Origin of the sequence: Mycolicibacter algericus DSM 45454 (genome assembly GCF_002086455.1) — a bacterium.
GTDB lineage: Bacteria > Actinomycetota > Actinomycetes > Mycobacteriales > Mycobacteriaceae > Mycobacterium > Mycobacterium algericum.
This window is the reverse complement of record NZ_MVHC01000019.1, coordinates 48,951-64,997: the sequence shown is the minus strand read 5'-3', so window position 1 is coordinate 64,997 and position 16,047 is coordinate 48,951. Positions and strand designations below refer to the sequence as shown.

The following is a 16,047-nucleotide window of genomic DNA, read 5'->3' as shown; positions in this document are numbered from 1 at the left end:
TACTACAGTCAGCACCGAACCCAGAAAGTCACTGAGTTCTCAAACCCGTGAGCGTCCGGAAACGCCGGGGGGATTCAGATCGGCCGAGTCCGCGATGCGTGTCTGCTGTTGGCCGGCGAACGTCCCTACCGTGAGTACCCGCTCGAATGGATTCTTCGACAGCTCGGACCGGCGGGTTTCCGGCCGGTGGCGAGTCGCTACTTCCCGATCCGCTACGGTGCCCGTTACATCCACCGCCAGCTCGATATGTGCCGCAATCGGCTCGAACGCGTCGGTTCGCCGGAACTCGGCAGCTCGATGCGCCGGTACGTCGACGAGCTGCAGTCCAGAGCGCTGGCAGTTCACGACCGCGAAGGCGGGCTCCGGCACGGCCGCGACTACGTGATCGCCGTCGAGCCCATTGCTTGAACGGCCTCAGCCGTCTCCCAGCGCCGGAAGCTCGGCGGCGTACAGCCAGGCCTGCCACAACGGCTGCAGCGACACCGTGGTGTAGCCGGCGGCCAGCCCGGTGAAGTCCTCGGTGGCGGCGTTGCCGTGGCGGTAGCGCGTCGTCCACTCGCGCAGCAGCGCGAAGAAGTCGTCGTCGCCCAGCTTGCCGCGCAGCAGATGCAGGGTCAGCGCGCCGCGCTTGTAGACCCGGTCGTCGAACATGTCGGCCGGCCCCGGATCGGCCAGCAGCAGATCCTGCGGCAACGCGGCCAGCTTCTGGTGGTAGTGCTGCGCCCACTCGCCGGCGCTGCGCCCGCCGGAATGCTCCGACCACAGCCATTCGGCATAGCAGGCGAACCCCTCGTGCAGCCAGATATCGCGCCAGCGCCGCACGGTGACACTGTTGCCGAACCACTGGTGGGCCAGCTCGTGGGCGATCAGCCGCTCCGATCCCCGCCGGCCGTCGCAATGGTTGGCGCCGAAAACCGAGATCCCCTGGGCCTCAAGGGGGATCTCCAACTCGTCGTCGGTGACCAGCACGGTGTAGCCGGCGGTCAGCGGGTAGGGGCCGAACAACCGCACGAACAGGTCCATCATCTGCGACTGGCGGGCGAAATCCCGGTCGAACTGCCGGGTCAGCCGGGCCGGCAGCACGGCGTGGATGGGCACGTCCGAATCGGGCAGTCGGCGGGTCACATACCGGCCGATCTGCAAGGTGACCAGGTAGGGCGGTGTCGGCTCGGGCTGCTCGTAGGTCCAGGTGGTGCGCGCTGCCCGGACCCGCTGCGAAACCAGTTCGCCGTTGGCGACCGCGCGGTACGGGCTGTCGGTGCTGATGGTGATCAGGTAGCTGGCCTTGGCCGTGGGGTGGTCGTCGCAGGGGAACCACGACGGTGCGCCGTTGGGCTGCCCGGATACCAGTGCCCCATCAGACAGCTCCTCGAAACCCACTTCGCCCCAAAGGGTTTCACTGGGACGCGGAGACCCCGAGTAGCGGACGGTGATCACCAGTTCGGCACCGGCGGGCAATCGGGACGCCAGTGTGACGCGCAGCTTCGCCTTCGAGGTGGCAAACCTTGCGGGCTGGCGGCCGTTGACCCGCACCTTGGCCACCGACAGCGCATCGGCAAGGTCCAGGGTGAAGTCGCGTAACGCGGTCAGCGTCACCGCGGTGATGGTCGCGGTGCCGGACAACCGGTTGCTGTTGACCTTGTACTCCAGGTCGAGTTCGTAACGCGACACCCGGTAGCCGACGTTGCCGCTGCCGGGCAGGTAAGGGTCCAGGACGGGTTTGCTCACGCGGCGGACCCCCGCGCTGCCTCCGGCGAAGAGCCGCGCTTCTTGCGGGGTACCGGCCACGGCGCGATGGGGTTGCCCTGCCAGCGGGTCGACGGCGGCACCTCGTCGCCGCGCATCACCAGGGATGCCGGTCCGATGGTGGTGCCGGCGCCCACCCGGGCGGCCGGCAGCGCCACGCAGTGCGGGCCCAGGGTGGCGCCGGCTTCCAGTGTGACGGCGTCCAGCTGCATGATCCGGTCGTGGAACAGGTGGGTCTGCACCACACAGCCGCGGTTGACCGTCGCCCCGGGGCCCAGCGTCACCAGGTCGGCTTCGGGCAGCCAGTACGTCTCGCACCACACCCCGCGGCCGATGGTGGCGCCCAACGCCCGCAACCACAGGTTCATCACCGGGGTGCCGGTGGCGGCCCGGGCGAACCACGGCGCGGCCACCGTCTCGACGAAGGTGTCCGACACCTCGTTGCGCCAGACGAACGGCGACCACAATGGGTGCTCGGTGGCCCGGATCCGGCCCACGGTCAGCCATTTGGCCATCACCGCGATGCCGCCGGCCACCGCACCCGCCGCCAGCAACCCCACCCCGCTGCCCAGGGCGGTCCAAACGTAACCGAACCGCGTTGCCGCCCACTGCAACACACCGAGCAACGTGACCCCGATCGCAACGGTCACCATGACCGGGATCAGCCGCAACGTCTCCATGATGGCGCGCATCAGCTTCAGCCGCAACGGTGGTTCGAAGGTCCGCTCGGCGTCGAGGTCAGCCGTCTTGCGGCGCAATCGGACCGGCGGACTGCCCAGCCACGACGAACCGGCCTTGGCTTTGTGCGGCGCCGTCGACAACACCGCCACCAATGCCTTGTCGGGTACCCGCCGGCCCGGCTGGGTGATCCCGGAGTTGCCCAGGAAGGCGCGTTTGCCGATGGTGGCCGGGGCGACGTGGATCCAGCCGCCGCCCAGTTCGTAGGAGGCGACCATGGTGTCGTCGGCGAGAAAGGCGCCGTCGGCGATCGTGGTGAACTTCGGGATCACCAGGGCCGTGGAGATCTCGGTGCCGTCGCCGACCTTCGCCCCCAACAACCGCAGCCACCACGGCGTGATCAGGCTGGCATACACCGGAAACAGGTAGTCGCGCGCGGCGTCCATCAGCCGCTCGGTGGCCCACAGCTGCCAGCCCTGGCGGCTGCGCACCGGGTGATAACCCTCGGTCAGCCCGATCGACAGCAGTCGCACCGCGGCGATGGTCACGGCGGCGTAGCCGACCAGCGCGGTCAGCGCCGCCACCGGCGTCCACAACGCCGCCGGCCCGATCGCCGCACCCAACGTGGCGGCGTCACGCACCGCCCACCCCAGCAGGGCCAGCCCGGCGCCCAACGCCAGCAACGGCAGCCCGCCCAGCAGTATCGACGTCAGCCCGTAGACCGCCACCCAGAGCGGCCGGGGCGGCGGCCGGTGATCCGGCCAGGGATGGCGTGCCTTACCGGATTTCACCGCTGGCGAGCCGGTCCAGTACTGGCCCTTCTTGACCTCGCCGATCACCCCGGAGCCCGGGGCGACGTCGGCGTCCTTACCGACCGATGCGCCCGGCAGCAGCGTGGTGCGGGCACCGACGGTGGCATCGTTACCGATGGTGATCGGGCCGACGTGGAACACCTCGCCGTCGATCCAGTACCCGCTCAGGTCGACCTCCGGTTCGATGGAGCACCGGTGCCCCAGCGTCAACATCCCGGTCACCGGCGGGGCGGAGTGCAGATCGACGCCCTTGCCGATCTTGTTGCCCAGTGCCCGTGCGTAATACACCAACCACGGCGCCCCGGCCAGATTTTCGGCGCCGCTGGCCGCCGCGAGGCGTTCGGCGAACCAGACCCGCAGGTGTTCGGCGCCGCCACGCCGATAGCTGCCCGGCCGCAGCCCGGCCAGCAGCGCACGCGCCCCGAGCGCCGCGATGCCCATCCGGCCCAGCGGGGTGACGAACAGCACGAACGCGGCGATCACCCACCCCCAGTCCAGGCGCGCCAGCCAGGGCAGCGGATGCCACGCGGCAGCCGTGTTGTTGAGCAGCGCCAGCCAGGTCACCCACTGCAACCCGGTCAGCGTGGCCAGCGGCACCGACAACAGCAGCTGGGCGGCCTGGGTCAGCCGCGGCATGGGCTGCACCGGGCGCGGCGCGACCGCCGCGGCGGGATCGCTGCGGCCCGTGTCGTCGAGGAACCCGGCCAGTGAGCCGAGCCGCGGCCGGTCGTAGAGCTGGGCGACCGTGGTCTGCGGGTAACGCTGCCGCAACGCGACCACCAGCTGGGCGGCCTGCAGCGATCCGCCTCCCAGGGCGAAGAAGTCGGCCTGCTCGTCGTCGACCGCGGTGCCCAACACCTCACGCCACAGCCCGGCCAGCCAGCCCAGCGTGCTGTCCGGGTCGTCGGCGTCCCACCGGCCGCCCGGTTCCGGGCCCACCGGCCACGGCAGCGCGTCGCGATCCACCTTGCCCGAGGTCCGGGTGGGCAGCTCGTCGACCAGCACCAGCCGGGGAACGAGCGCGGCCGGCAGCCGCCGCTCGAGCGTCGCGCGTGCTACGGCCACGTCGAAGTCCGGGTCGCTGCTGACCAGATACCCGACCAGCAGCGGTGTTCCGCCGGCACTGCTGCGGACCGCGGCCGCGGCCCCGCTGACTCCGGGCAGTCCCAGCAGCGCACTGTCGACCTCGCCCAACTCGATGCGCCGCCCGCCGACCTTGACCTGATCGTCGGCGCGCCCGCAGAAGACCAACCCGTCCGGTTCCAGCCGCACCAGATCGCCGCTGCGGTAGGCCCGCGGCCACTCCAGGGCGGGCAGCGGTGCGAACTTCTCGGTGTCCCGGTCGGCGTCGAGGTAGCGGCCCAGCCCGGCGCCGCCGATCACCAACTCGCCGACCTCGCCGGTGGCCACCGGTTCGCCGTCGGCGCCGATCACGGCCAGGTCCCAGCCGGCCAGCGGCAGCCCGATCCGGACCGGCCCGGACTCGCCCAGCTGCGCCGCGCAGGCCACCACGGTGGTCTCGGTGGGACCGTAGGTGTTCCACACCTCGCGGCCGTCGGCCGCCAGCCGGGCCGCCAATTCCGGCGGGCAGGCCTCACCGCCGAAGATCAGCAGCCGCACCGCTTCCAGCGCCTCGGCCGGCCACAGCGCGGCCAGCGAGGGCACGGTCGACACCACGGTCACGTCCCGAGACACCAGCCACGGCCCCAGGTCCATGCCGCTGCGCACCAGCGACCGTGGCGCGGGAACCAGGCATGCACCGTATCGCCACGCCAGCCACATCTCCTCGCAGGAGGCGTCGAACGCGACCGACAGTCCGGCCAGCACCCGATCCCCGGGCCCGATCGGGTTGTCCTGCAAGAACAGTTGTGCTTCGGCGTCGACGAAGGTCGCCGCGTTGCGGTGGGTGATCGCCACCCCCTTGGGGGTGCCGGTGGATCCCGAGGTGAAGATGATCCAGGCGTCGTCGCGGGGCGACGGCGCCGAGGCCCGCCAGCCGCGCGACGCCCCGGGGCCGCGGACCAAGCCCTGTTCGGTGAGTATCGCCGCCACCTGCGCCTCGGTGAACACCAGTTCGGCCCGCTCGGCGGGGTCGTCGGCGTCGACCGGGACGTAGGCGGCGCCGGTGGCCAGCACGGCCAGGATCGCCACGTAGAGCGCGTAGCTTCCCGACGGCATCCGGATGCCGATGCGGTCGCCACGGCCGAGACCGCGGGCGGCCAGCCACGCGACGCTCTCCTCGATGTCGGCGATCAGCTCGCCGTAGGTCAACACCACCTCGCCGTCGTCGATCGCGGCGGCGTCGGGGTGGCGGGCCGCGGTCTCCTGCAGGACGTCGATCAGGGTGCGCGGTTCCGGCGCCGACGAGGCGCGCAGGTACTGCGTCGGGACTTGCACCGTGGGCACGTCTGTAGAACGTACCCAGCGCCCGGTCGACGTGCAGCGCGCCGCGCGGTCACGTCGGCGCGACGTAGCCGAGCGGCCCCGACGCGATGCACACCGACAGTGCGGCGGTGTCGGCGCGGGCGGTGACGTTGTGACCGCCGCCGGGAAGCCGCACGTAGACGCGATTGAGTCCCGGGCGCACCTGGACCCGGACGTCGGGCCCGTCCGACAGCGACAGCGTCATGGCGCCGTCGACGTTGGCCAGGTAATTGATCTCGGCGGTCCAGTCGGCCGGCAGCAGCGGGCCGTCCAGGCCGAGCGTGACCGGCAGGTCGGGTTGCACCAGATAGCCGCACTGCGGCACCGGCCCGGCCACGATGGACCGCACCCAGGTCACCTGGGCGTCGGTCAACGTTCCCGCACTGGTGAGCATCCGCAAACGCGGTGTCGCCGAGGCGAACTCAGGCCGGTCGCGAACCAGGGCGAACAGGTGGCTGGCCAGATTCTCCGGATAGACCACCCGCTGCAACACCAGTGGATCCACCTCCTGGTCGAGCAGCGGCGCGTCGGACTCGACGCGGGCGGCGGCCAGCGCGGGCAGGGCGTTGTGCAGATACGACCGGGCCGGGTCGTCGCGCCAGCGGGCCAGGAACGTCGCCGTCGAATACAGGCTGCTGGCGGTGAAGGTCACCGCCAGGCAGCTCACCACCGCGGTCCGCCACGGCGAGGCGTCCAGCCACCGCGACGCGTCGCGGTTGGGGGCGCACATCCCAACCGCGCCCAGGATCGCCAGCACCACGACCAGGTCGGCCAGGTACCGCAGGGTCTGGGCGAGTTCCAGCGCGGTGAACGCCGACGAGCGCATGAGATAGATCGGCACCTGGCAGGCCGCCGCGTACCCGGCCGCGGCCAGCCACACCGGCACCAGTCGGTGTTTGCGCGCCAACGACACCGCCAGCAGACCCGCCAATGCCAACCAGCCCAGCGCCATCACTGCCGGGCCCGGCAACGCCCACGGCGAGGCCGGAGCCCACCGGGCCCACGTCCAGGGGCCGCCGGCCAGGCTCGGGACGATGCCGTGGGTGACCGAGCGCCACAACAGGTCGCGGGTCATGTCCAGGTCCAGGCTCCAGCGCCGCTGATTGACCACCGCCAGATAGACCGCGATCCACCCACCGGTCACCGCCAGCGTCGCCGCCCACAACCGGGCCCCGGCCCGCCAGGTAGCGGTCACCGCCCCGCGGCCCCCGCCCACATGATGCAGCAGCGCGCAGCCGGTGAACGCGACGAACGGGATCACCGCAGCCTTCTCGAAGAACAACAGACCGCCCGCGTATACCACCGTGCCGGTGAGCGCGTAGCGCCGATTCCCGGTGCGCGCCAACAGGATCGCGTCGGCGCACACCCAGGCCAGCGCCGCGCACATCGGCAGCGAGTTCAGCGCCGCCGCCCACCACGCGAACGCCGGCAGGCCCAGCGGACAGAACAGCGCGAAAACCAGCGGCACCAGCAGCACCGGCCGCCAGCCCAGGATCACCCGCAGCGCCCGCAGCAGCGCCAACGACGCCAGCAGCTGCAGCACCACCAGGCTGGCCGCCGGGGCGGCCCACTGCAACGGCCACAGCCGGCTCAGCACGCCGGCGAGCAGGAACGCGCCGGGCATCACGTGGCCGTCGTGGTCGTCGAACAGATACGACGGCGAGAGCAGCTCGTGGGTGCCGGCCCGGCCGATCAGGATCAGGTCGTCCCAGTAGAAGTAGCCCCCGAACGCCACCACCGCCCGGACCCCCAGCTGCGCGGCGATCAGGGCCAGCGCCGCCCAACAGACCCAGGGCAGGCTCGCCAGTCGGGTGCGCATGCGTCTTTCTTACCGGTCGGTATGGTGGGCCGGTGCGAGCACTGGTCACCGGAGCAGCCGGATTCATCGGATCGTCGCTGGTCGACCGCCTGCGGGCGGACGGGCACCCGGTGGTCGGGCTGGACAATTTCGCGACCGGACGGGCCACCAACATCGAGCATCTGGCCGGTGACGCCGACTTCAGCTTCGTCGAGGCCGACATCGTCACCGCCGACCTGGCCGACGTGCTGGCGCAGTACCGCCCGGAGGTCATCTTCCACCTGGCCGCCCAGATCGACGTGCGGCACTCGGTCGCCGACCCGGCCTTCGACGCCTCGGTCAACGTCGTCGGGACGATCCGGCTCGCCGAGGCGGCGCGTGCCGCCGGCGTCCGCAAGATCGTGCACACCTCGTCGGGCGGGTCGATCTACGGCACCCCGCCGCGCTATCCGACCACCGAGGACGACCCCACCGACCCGGCGTCACCCTATGCCGCCGGCAAGGTGGCTGGTGAGATCTACCTCAACACCTTCCGGCACCTCTACGGGCTGCAGTGCTCGGCCATCGCGCCGGCCAACGTCTACGGCCCGCGGCAGGATCCGCACGGCGAGGCCGGCGTGGTGGCGATCTTCGCCCAGGCGCTGTTACAGGGCGCCCCCACCAAGGTGTTCGGCGACGGATCCAACACGCGCGACTACGTGTTCGTCGACGACGTGGTCGACGCCTTCGTGCGGGCGTCGGGTCCGGCGGGCGACGGCCAGCGGTTCAATGTGGGCACCGGCGTGGAAACCTCGGACCGCCAACTGCATTCAGCGGTCGCCGCCGCGGTCGGGGCACCCGACGACCCGGAGTTCCACCCCCCTCGGCTGGGTGATCTGAAACGGTCCTGCCTGGACGTCTCCCGGGCGCGGGAGGTGCTGGGCTGGCAGCCGCGAGTCGCGCTGGCCGACGGCGTGGCCCGCACCGTGTCGTATTTCCGGCAGGTGAAATCGGCCTGAACGATGTGGCATACTGGCCCGTCGGAGGGGAGTATTCCTTCGTCGCAGTGTCGTCATCTCGTCGCCCGTCATCGGACGACCGGTGCTGTGGGCCGGTTACCGGCGGAAGAGACCTCCAGCGCATCAAAGACGCTGGAGGCAATCCATGGACGTGTTCTCGATCGGCCGCTTCGGTCTGGAGACAGTCGGCGCGGCGGCAACGTCGGTTCTGGGGGCCAGCCTGGACTTGGCCGCCATCCCACTGCGCGAAAGCGCCAAAATCCTTGCCGGTGAGCGCTCCGATCTGACCAGCCGGCGCAGCTGGCGCGGTGCCGGACGGGCCTGGATCGAGATCCGCGGGCTCGACGAGGACGGTGGGGCCGATATCGGCGCCGAGGTGCTCGACGCGCTGCGGGCCCGCCCGGACGTGACCTCGGTGCGGCTGAACCGCCCGCTGTCGCGGGTGATCGTCGAGATTGACGACGACGCGTCGCTGGCCGACCTGTGCGCCACGGTGGGTGCGGTCGAAAAGTCCGCAGCGCTCAGCGTCACCGAGACCGCCGCACTGCCCGGCGACGGGCTGTTGTTGGCCGCCAAGGGTGCGATGGTGGGCGCCAACGCGGTGGGGTTGGCGATCGCGACAGCGGGCAGCGTGCTGCGCTGGCCGGCAGCGCCCAAGATCTTCGACGCCGCGGCGTCGGTGGCGCGCTACCAGCCGCTGGTCCGGAACGCGCTGGAAAGCCGGATCGGGCCCGCCCGCACCGACGCGGTGCTGTCGCTGGCCTCGCTCGGCTCGCACATCATCACCATGTCGCCGGCGATCCTGGCGGTGGACCTGATGGTGGAGGGCCTGAAGGCGTCCGAGGCCCGCGCCGGGGCGCTGGCCTGGAATCGCTACGAGCCGGAGCTGGCCCGCTGGGCGGAGCACTCGGAGGTGCACCGCGCGCCGCGTCCGGTGCCACGGCCGCACGGGCCGGCCGAACGGTATCTGAGACGAACCGCGGTCGCCCAGGTGCTCGCCACCGGGGTGGTGGGCGCCATCACCCGCAACGTGGACATGACCTCGAGTGCGATCCTGGCGACCTCGCCGAAAGCGGTACGCACCAGCTGCGAGTCGTTCGCCGCGACCCTGGGGCAGGGACTGGCGGACTCCCACGAGGTGCTGCCGCTGCGGCCGGACAGCCTGCGCCGGCTCGACAAGATCGACACCGTGGTCATCGATCCGCGGGTGCTCGCCGGCGAACAGCGCCGCGTGGTGCAGATCCACGGCGCCACCGAGCACGAGCTGCCACAGGCCTGGAACAACGCGCAGCGGCTGCTCGACAAGCCCGGGCTGCGTCCCGGCTGGCACCGGGTCCGCATGACGGCACGCGACCGCGCCGAAGCGGTGGAGGCGTTGATCCTGCCCACCCACCACGCACTGGCCTCTGCGGTGGTGCTCGAGGGTCGGGCCTCCGGCGCGCAACTGGTCACCGTGGACACCGACATCCTCGGTGAGCTGCGCCCCGGTTTCGACGACATCCGCCCGGCGCCCGGCGCCGGTGACATCGACGGGATGGACGCCGCACTGGCTGCCGCCGTGACCGAGCTGCAGCAGGCGGGCCGCACCGTCGCCGTGCTGTCGAGCTCTGCGGCGCAGGCGCTGGCGGCGGCCGATCTGGCGCTCGGGGTCATGCCGGCAAGCGAAAATGACTCCCTGCCTCCTCCTTTCTATGCCGACCTGCTGCTGGCCGATCTGGGTGCGGCATGGCAGTTGCTGCGCGCGCTACCGGCCGCCCGCGACGCCACCGAGCGCGGTGTGGCGATCTCGATCGGCGCGTCGACCATCGCCGGGCTGCTGTTGGTGCGCGGTGTCCGGGCGACCATTCCCGGTCTCGGGGCGGCACCGGGCCGCGGCCCCGGCCCCGTGACGGTCGGTGCGGGCGCCGGGATGCTGTCGGGGTATCTGCTCGCCCGCCGGGTGCTGCGTGCCCGCGCTCCGCAGCCGGCACCGGCCTACGAGTGGCACGCCATGTCGGTCGAGCAGGTGCGTGAGTTGTTGGGGCCGGATGCGGTGACGCCGCTGGCCGAGCGCGCCCCGGTCGACACGGGCCCGCAGGGCATGTTCTGGCCGTACTTCCACGCCGTGCGCGCCGAATTGTCCGACCCGATGACCCCGATCCTGGCGCTGTGCTCGGCGGCGACCGCCATGCTGGGTTCGCCGATCGATGCCGTGATGGTGGGCACCGTGCTCACCGGCAACGCCATGCTGGCCGCCTACCAGCGGCTGCGTGCCGAGAGCCGGCTGAACACCCTGCTGGCGCAGCAGGCCCCGCCGGCGCGGGTCGCCTTGACCGGGGCGGACGGTTCGCGGACTTACCACGAGATCGTGGCCGAACAGCTGCTGCCCGGCGACGTGATCGAGGTGCGCAGCAACGAGGTGGTGCCGGCCGATGCCCGGCTGATCGAGCAGTGCGACGTCGAGGTCGACGAGTCGTCGTTGACCGGTGAATCGTTGTCGGTCGGCAAGCAGCTGGACCCGACGCCCGGCGCCGAACTGGCCGAGCGCAGTTCCATGCTCTACGCGGGCACCACGGTGATCGCCGGGACGGCGCTGGCCATCGTGACCGCGGTGGGCGCCGACACCCAGTCCCGTCGGGCCTCCGAACTGGCCTCCGGAGAGCTGCCCGAAGTCGGCCTGCAACACCACTTGTCGCAGCTGATGCATCGGACGTTCCCCTACAGCGCTGCCGGCGGTGTGGCCGTCGGTGCGCTCGGCCTGCTGCGGCAGGGCGGCCTGCGGGTGGCACTGGGCAACGCGATCGCGGTCGCGATCGCGGCGGTTCCGGAGGGGATGCCGCTGATGGCGACCCTGGCCCAGCACGCGTCATCGCAGCGGTTGAGCAAATCCGGTGCGCTGGTGCGGATCCCACGATCGGTGGAGGCACTGGGCCGGGTCGACGTGGTCTGCTTCGACAAGACCGGAACGCTGTCCGAGAACCGGTTGCGGGTCACCACGGTGCACCCGGTCGGGGGATACTCCGACGACGACGTGCTCGGCACTGCGGCGCAGGCGGCGCCGGCTCCCGGCGGTGCGGCGTACGCGCACGCCACCGACCAGGCGATCGTCGAGGGCGCGGCCGCCGCAGCCGGCGCGCGGCCGTGGACCGAACCGGACGCGCACCTGCCGTTCCGCTCCGGGCGCGCGTTCTCGGCCTCGGCGCTGGGATCGGAGCTCGTGGTCAAGGGCGCACCCGAAGTGGTGCTCGAGGCCTGCAAGAACGCCGGTGCCGAGGAGGAACAGCAGGTTGCCGAGATGGCTGCCCGCGGGCTGCGGGTCATCGCCGTGGCGCAGCGCAAGCTGACCGCGGCGCAGCTGCGAGCGGTTCGCGACGACCCGGAAGGCACCGAGCGGATCACCGAGGTGGCCGGTTCCGGATTGACGCTGATCGGGTTCCTCGGCCTGGCGGACACGCCCCGTGCCGACGCCCCGCAGTTGCTGTCCGATCTGGCGGCCCGTGGCATCGACATCCGGATGATCACCGGCGACCACCCCATCACAGCCTCCGCGATCGCGGCCGAGATGGGCGTCACCGTCGCCGCCGAGCAGGTCATCACCGGCTCGGAGTGGAACGCGTTGAACCGCAAGGAACAAGAGCGAGTGGTCTGCGAGCGGGTGATCTTCGCGCGAATGTCGCCGGAGAACAAGGTGCAGATCGTGCAGACCCTGGAGCGCGCCGGCCGGGTGTCGGCGATGGTCGGTGACGGCGCCAACGACGCCGCCGCCATCCGGGCCGCCACGGTGGGGCTGGGGGTGGTGGCGCACGGCAGCGACTCCGCGCATGCCACCGCCGACGTGGTGCTGACCGACGGGAAGATCGGGGCACTGGTCGACGCGATCGACGAGGGCAGGCGGCTGTGGCGGGGTGTTCAACTGGCCATCTCCGGGCTGCTGGGCGGCAATGCCGGCGAGGTGATGTTCTCCGTCATCGGGACCGCGGTCACCGGCGATTCGCCGCTGAACACCCGGCAGTTGCTGCTGATGAACACCCTGACCGACGCACTGCCGGCCACCGCGGTGGCGGTCAGCACCCCGGCGGGCCCCATCGGCGACGCCGTGCCCGGCCTCGACGAGAAGAAACTGTGGCGCGCGGTGGCGTTCCGCGGCGGGGTCACCGCGGCGGCGGGCACGGCCGCCTGGGCCATGGGGCGGGTGAGCGGCACGCCGCAGCGGGCCTCGACGGTGGCGCTGATCTCGCTGGTGACCACCGAACTCGGTCAGACCGTGGTCGACTCGCGGGCGCCGCTGGTGCTGGCGACCGCGGCCGGATCCTTCGTGTTGTTCGCCGCGATGGTCTCCACGCCCGGAGTCAGTCAGTTGCTGGGCTGCACTCCGGTCGGCCCGATCGGTTGGGCGCAGGGGGTCGGCACCGCGGCGGTGGCCACCGCCGCGGTGGCCGTGGCGGGCCGGCGCTCCGACGTCGTTAAGGAGATCGCTGCGGCCGTGCCCGAGGCGCCGACGGTGGCGGCGGCTCCGGCGGACAAAGCGGTGGCGGCCAAGAAGGTTCCGGCGAAGAAAGGTCCGGCGGCCAAGAAACCTCCAGCCAAGAAGGCTCCGGCGGCCAAGAAAGCCGCGGCCAAGAACGCCTCGGCGAAGAAGGCCGCCGCGAAGAAGCCGACCCGGAAACTCGAAGTGGTGCGCTGAGGCGGAGCTTCATCACGCCGACCTGAGGACCGGCGCGGCGGCTGCCGGGCGGGTTGAGCGGCGTTGCTCGACGTCGAGCACGCCGGCCCGCCAGAGCACCGCGTACAACTCGACGATAGGCACCGTCAGGGCCGTGGCCGTGACTTCGGCCAGTGGCTCCGCGAGGACTTCGGTCGCCTTCATAGGCCTCAGGGTGTCCGCCGCAACCAGACGAATGGGAAACCGACTGTTACGAGTCGGCCAACTGTCGCCGAACTACTGTGTTTTTTGCGGCAGTTACAGCCGCGGCTCTCCTTCGTCGGGCCTCGCTGAACCGCGGTGTTGATGCGGCGGGCCCAGCTTCGGCTCTCCTTCGTCGGGCCTCGCTGAACCGCGGTGTTGGTGCGGCGGTTCCAGCTTCGGCTCTCCTTCGTCGAGCCTCGCTGAACCGCCGGGTTCAGGCGATTGGGCCTGGGCGAGCGCGACCACTCGCGCCAGCCGTGCATAACGCAACTCCAGGTCGCGGAACCGCATGTAGGTGCTCAGCGTGGTGAACGCGAACACCATGATCAGCACATACAGCATCAGGTCGGTGCCGCGGCGCACCCCGAGCCAGTTGGCCACCACCGTGGTGTCATCGGGGCGCAGCACCGCATAGATGCCGGCCACCACGAACCCCAGGTAGCCGATCTTGACCCAGGCCCGGGACTGGGCGGACCCCCGCGACAGCAGTAGATAGATCAACAGTGCCAGCACCGCCGCGATCAGCAGCACTTTGATCCAGTTCACGAGGCGATCCTTGTCATCGCGACATCCTTTTGCGCAGTAACCCGTCGAACAGGATGTTGACGCCGTTGAGCAGCGGCTGACCCTTCGACTTGGAGTAGTCGGTGTAGAGCACCTCGACCGGCTCTTCGCCTACCCGCCAACGGTTTTCGGCGATCAGAGCGATGATCTCCCCGGCGTGGCTCATCCCGGTCATGGTGAGATCCAGCCGGTCGGCGACCCGCCGGTTGAACACCCGCAGGCCGTTGTGGGCATCAGAGAGCCCAAGTCGGCGGATCCGCGGGTTCAGCCACACCGCGGCACGCAACACCAGCCGTTTGAGTGGCGGTACGGCGGCTGCCGCCTCAGCAGCGGCGAACCGCGTGCCGATCACGATGTCGAGGTGGTCGTCATCGAGGCGCTCGATCATGCGCAGCACGTCGGCCACCCGGTGCTGACCGTCGGCGTCGAAGGTGGCGAACAGCCGGGCGCCGGGTCGGCTGCGGGCGAACTCGACCCCGGTCTGGATCGCCGCGCCCTGGCCGAGGTTGACCGGATGCCGCACGACATGGGCGCCGGCGCGCCGGGCGATCGCGGCGGTGTCGTCGGCGCTGCCGTCGTCCACGCAGACCACCGCATCGAAAACGGAGCGGATTCCGGCGATCACGTCGCCGATGACTGCCGCCTCGCCGAAGGCCGGGACGATGATCCAGACGTCGGGGTACATGCGGCGGTTCCAGCTTCGGCTCTCCTGCGTCGAGCCTTGCTGAACTGCCGGGTAACGGGTCTTTGACCTGGTATCGATGCCTAAAAAATACACGTGGGGACGCCGCCGTCGGCGCAGCCGGGCCGGTCGGCGGGTCAGGGCGCCGCACGCAGCGCGGTCAGGTGAGCCGCGATTCCGACCAGCGGTCCGCACAGCAGTGCCACGACGGTTCGGGTCGGCAGTTCCAGCGGCAGCATCAGCAGCAACGTGGAGGCCACGGTCGCCCCCACCCAGCCCAGCGCGTAGGCGCGATGCAGTGCCGCGGCCACCGTCGCCGCGCCGGTGAGTGTCAGCAGTGCGATCGCGGTCGCCCCCGCCGTCAGTCCGGCCAGCAGCGGCCCGCTGGCATGGTAGTCCGGACCGAACACGGTGCGCAGCAGCCACGGGCCGACCAGGCCGGCGGCCACCGCTCCGGCCGCGCCCACCGCGGCGACGGACGCGGCCGGGATGCTCAGCGCTCGCAGTCGTCGGCCGCGCTGGTCGACGAAGTGCGCGATCAGGTTGCCCTGCAGCGCGGTCAGCGGCACCAGCAGCGGCGCGCGGGTCACGGTGACCGCCAGGATCACTACGCCGCCTTGGGCGCCCAGCTCGCCGTAGGTGGCCTGCAGCAGCACCGGGAAACCCATCACCAGGATGGCGCTGGCACCGGCCGCGGTGATCGAATGCGCGGCGCCGCGCAGGAAGTCGGTGGTGCCCACCGGGGTCAGCAGCCGGGCCGCCGATCGGGCCGCGGGGGAGGCGGCCAGCAGCAGCAGCCAGGCCATCGCGCCGGCGACGGTGGCCCACAGGAATCCGACCAGCCCCCAGCCGACGGCGAATGTCGCGGTGGCCACCGCCACCCGGATGCCGGCGTCGGTCACCATCAACGCCCCGTACTGGGTCCACCTGTTGGTGCCGGCCAGCATGCCCAGCAGCGTGGCGTGCACCGCGAAGTTGGCCAGCCCGAAGCACAGTAGCCCCACCGACAACCAGCGGGCCTCGACGAACACATGGCCGCTCCACAGCGGCGAGGTCCCCGCCAGCAGCCCGGCTGCCACCACCCCGGCCAGCCCGGCCACCCACAGCGGGCGGGTGTGCCGAGTCGACGGGCGGCCCGCACCGACCTCCCTGGCGAACCGGACCTCCCGGGTGGTTTCCTGCAGCAAGCCGTTGGCGGCACCGGCGACCAGGCCGAACGCGCCCCAGAACACGCTGAAAACCGAGAAACCGGCCGGATCCAGGTCACGTGCCGCCAGGTAGAGCACCGCATAGCCGCACAGTGCGCTGAGCAGGGTTGCGGTGCCGACCCGGGCCACACTGGCCCGGGTGACGGGACCGGCGGGCAACCCGCCGGTGGATCGGCGGGGTCCGGTACCACCGATTTCGGTCACCACGGCGAAAATACTAAGCGGGTCGCACGGTAGGTTCGGGCGGCCCGC

General features: G+C 71.2%; 9 protein-coding genes and 1 pseudogene. 3 read left to right on the top strand and 7 right to left on the bottom strand.

From position 1 onward, the window contains the following. Nucleotides 1-186: 186 nt before the first annotated feature. Complete coding sequence (locus BST10_RS16245; protein WP_205277435.1) at nucleotides 187-408, top strand: hypothetical protein; 222 nt, start codon at nucleotides 187-189, stop codon at nucleotides 406-408. 6 nt (nucleotides 409-414) lie between these two features. Here BST10_RS16245 and BST10_RS16240 read toward each other — a convergent pair whose 3' ends face one another. From BST10_RS16240 to BST10_RS16230, 3 genes are read right to left on the bottom strand one after another with little or no spacing between them, the layout of a single operon-like run. Further along, the gene (locus BST10_RS16240; RefSeq protein ID WP_235673647.1) at nucleotides 415-1,728 is read right to left on the bottom strand and encodes a M1 family metallopeptidase; all 1,314 of its coding nucleotides are present in this window, start codon (nucleotides 1,726-1,728) and stop codon (nucleotides 415-417) included. After that, nucleotides 1,725-5,642 carry a Pls/PosA family non-ribosomal peptide synthetase gene (locus BST10_RS16235; RefSeq protein ID WP_109559545.1) on the bottom strand — a complete coding sequence of 1,306 codons (3,918 nt, stop codon included), beginning with the start codon at nucleotides 5,640-5,642 and terminating at the stop codon, nucleotides 1,725-1,727. The genes BST10_RS16240 and BST10_RS16235 overlap by 4 nt, the downstream gene beginning before the upstream one ends. 49 nt (nucleotides 5,643-5,691) lie before the next feature. Continuing rightward, nucleotides 5,692-7,479 (bottom strand): hypothetical protein, encoded by a 1,788-nt coding sequence (locus BST10_RS16230; RefSeq protein ID WP_083039015.1) that lies wholly within the window; start codon nucleotides 7,477-7,479, stop codon nucleotides 5,692-5,694. 32 nt (nucleotides 7,480-7,511) lie between these two features. Here BST10_RS16230 and BST10_RS16225 point away from each other — a divergent pair, with 32 nt between their 5' ends. Both BST10_RS16225 and BST10_RS16220 read left to right on the top strand, forming a co-directional pair. Further along, entirely contained in the window at nucleotides 7,512-8,456 is a 945-nt protein-coding gene (locus BST10_RS16225; RefSeq protein WP_013830842.1) for an NAD-dependent epimerase/dehydratase family protein, read from the top strand. Nucleotides 8,457-8,601: 145 nt separating this feature from the next. Further along, nucleotides 8,602-13,119, top strand: a complete 4,518-nt coding sequence (locus tag BST10_RS16220; RefSeq protein WP_083039013.1) for a cation-translocating P-type ATPase — start codon at nucleotides 8,602-8,604, stop codon at nucleotides 13,117-13,119. A gap of 12 nt (nucleotides 13,120-13,131) precedes the next feature. On the opposite strand, the gene BST10_RS23335 is transcribed toward BST10_RS16220, so the two are convergent. The 4 genes and pseudogenes from BST10_RS23335 to BST10_RS16205 form a co-directional block, all read right to left on the bottom strand. Next, nucleotides 13,132-13,302: an Rv1535 domain-containing protein gene (locus tag BST10_RS23335; RefSeq protein WP_013830840.1), complete on the bottom strand. Its 171-nt coding sequence runs from the start codon at nucleotides 13,300-13,302 to the stop codon at nucleotides 13,132-13,134. A 252-nt stretch (nucleotides 13,303-13,554) separates the two neighbouring features. Next, a pseudogene (locus BST10_RS16215) lies at nucleotides 13,555-13,887 on the bottom strand (DUF2304 domain-containing protein); the annotation flags it as partial. Nucleotides 13,888-13,900: 13 nt separating this feature from the next. After that, complete coding sequence (locus BST10_RS16210) at nucleotides 13,901-14,590, bottom strand: glycosyltransferase family 2 protein (RefSeq protein ID WP_013830838.1); 690 nt, start codon at nucleotides 14,588-14,590, stop codon at nucleotides 13,901-13,903. A 134-nt stretch (nucleotides 14,591-14,724) separates the two neighbouring features. Then, nucleotides 14,725-16,002: a polysaccharide biosynthesis protein gene (locus BST10_RS16205; protein WP_205277434.1), complete on the bottom strand. Its 1,278-nt coding sequence runs from the start codon at nucleotides 16,000-16,002 to the stop codon at nucleotides 14,725-14,727. Nucleotides 16,003-16,047: the final 45 nt, after the last annotated feature.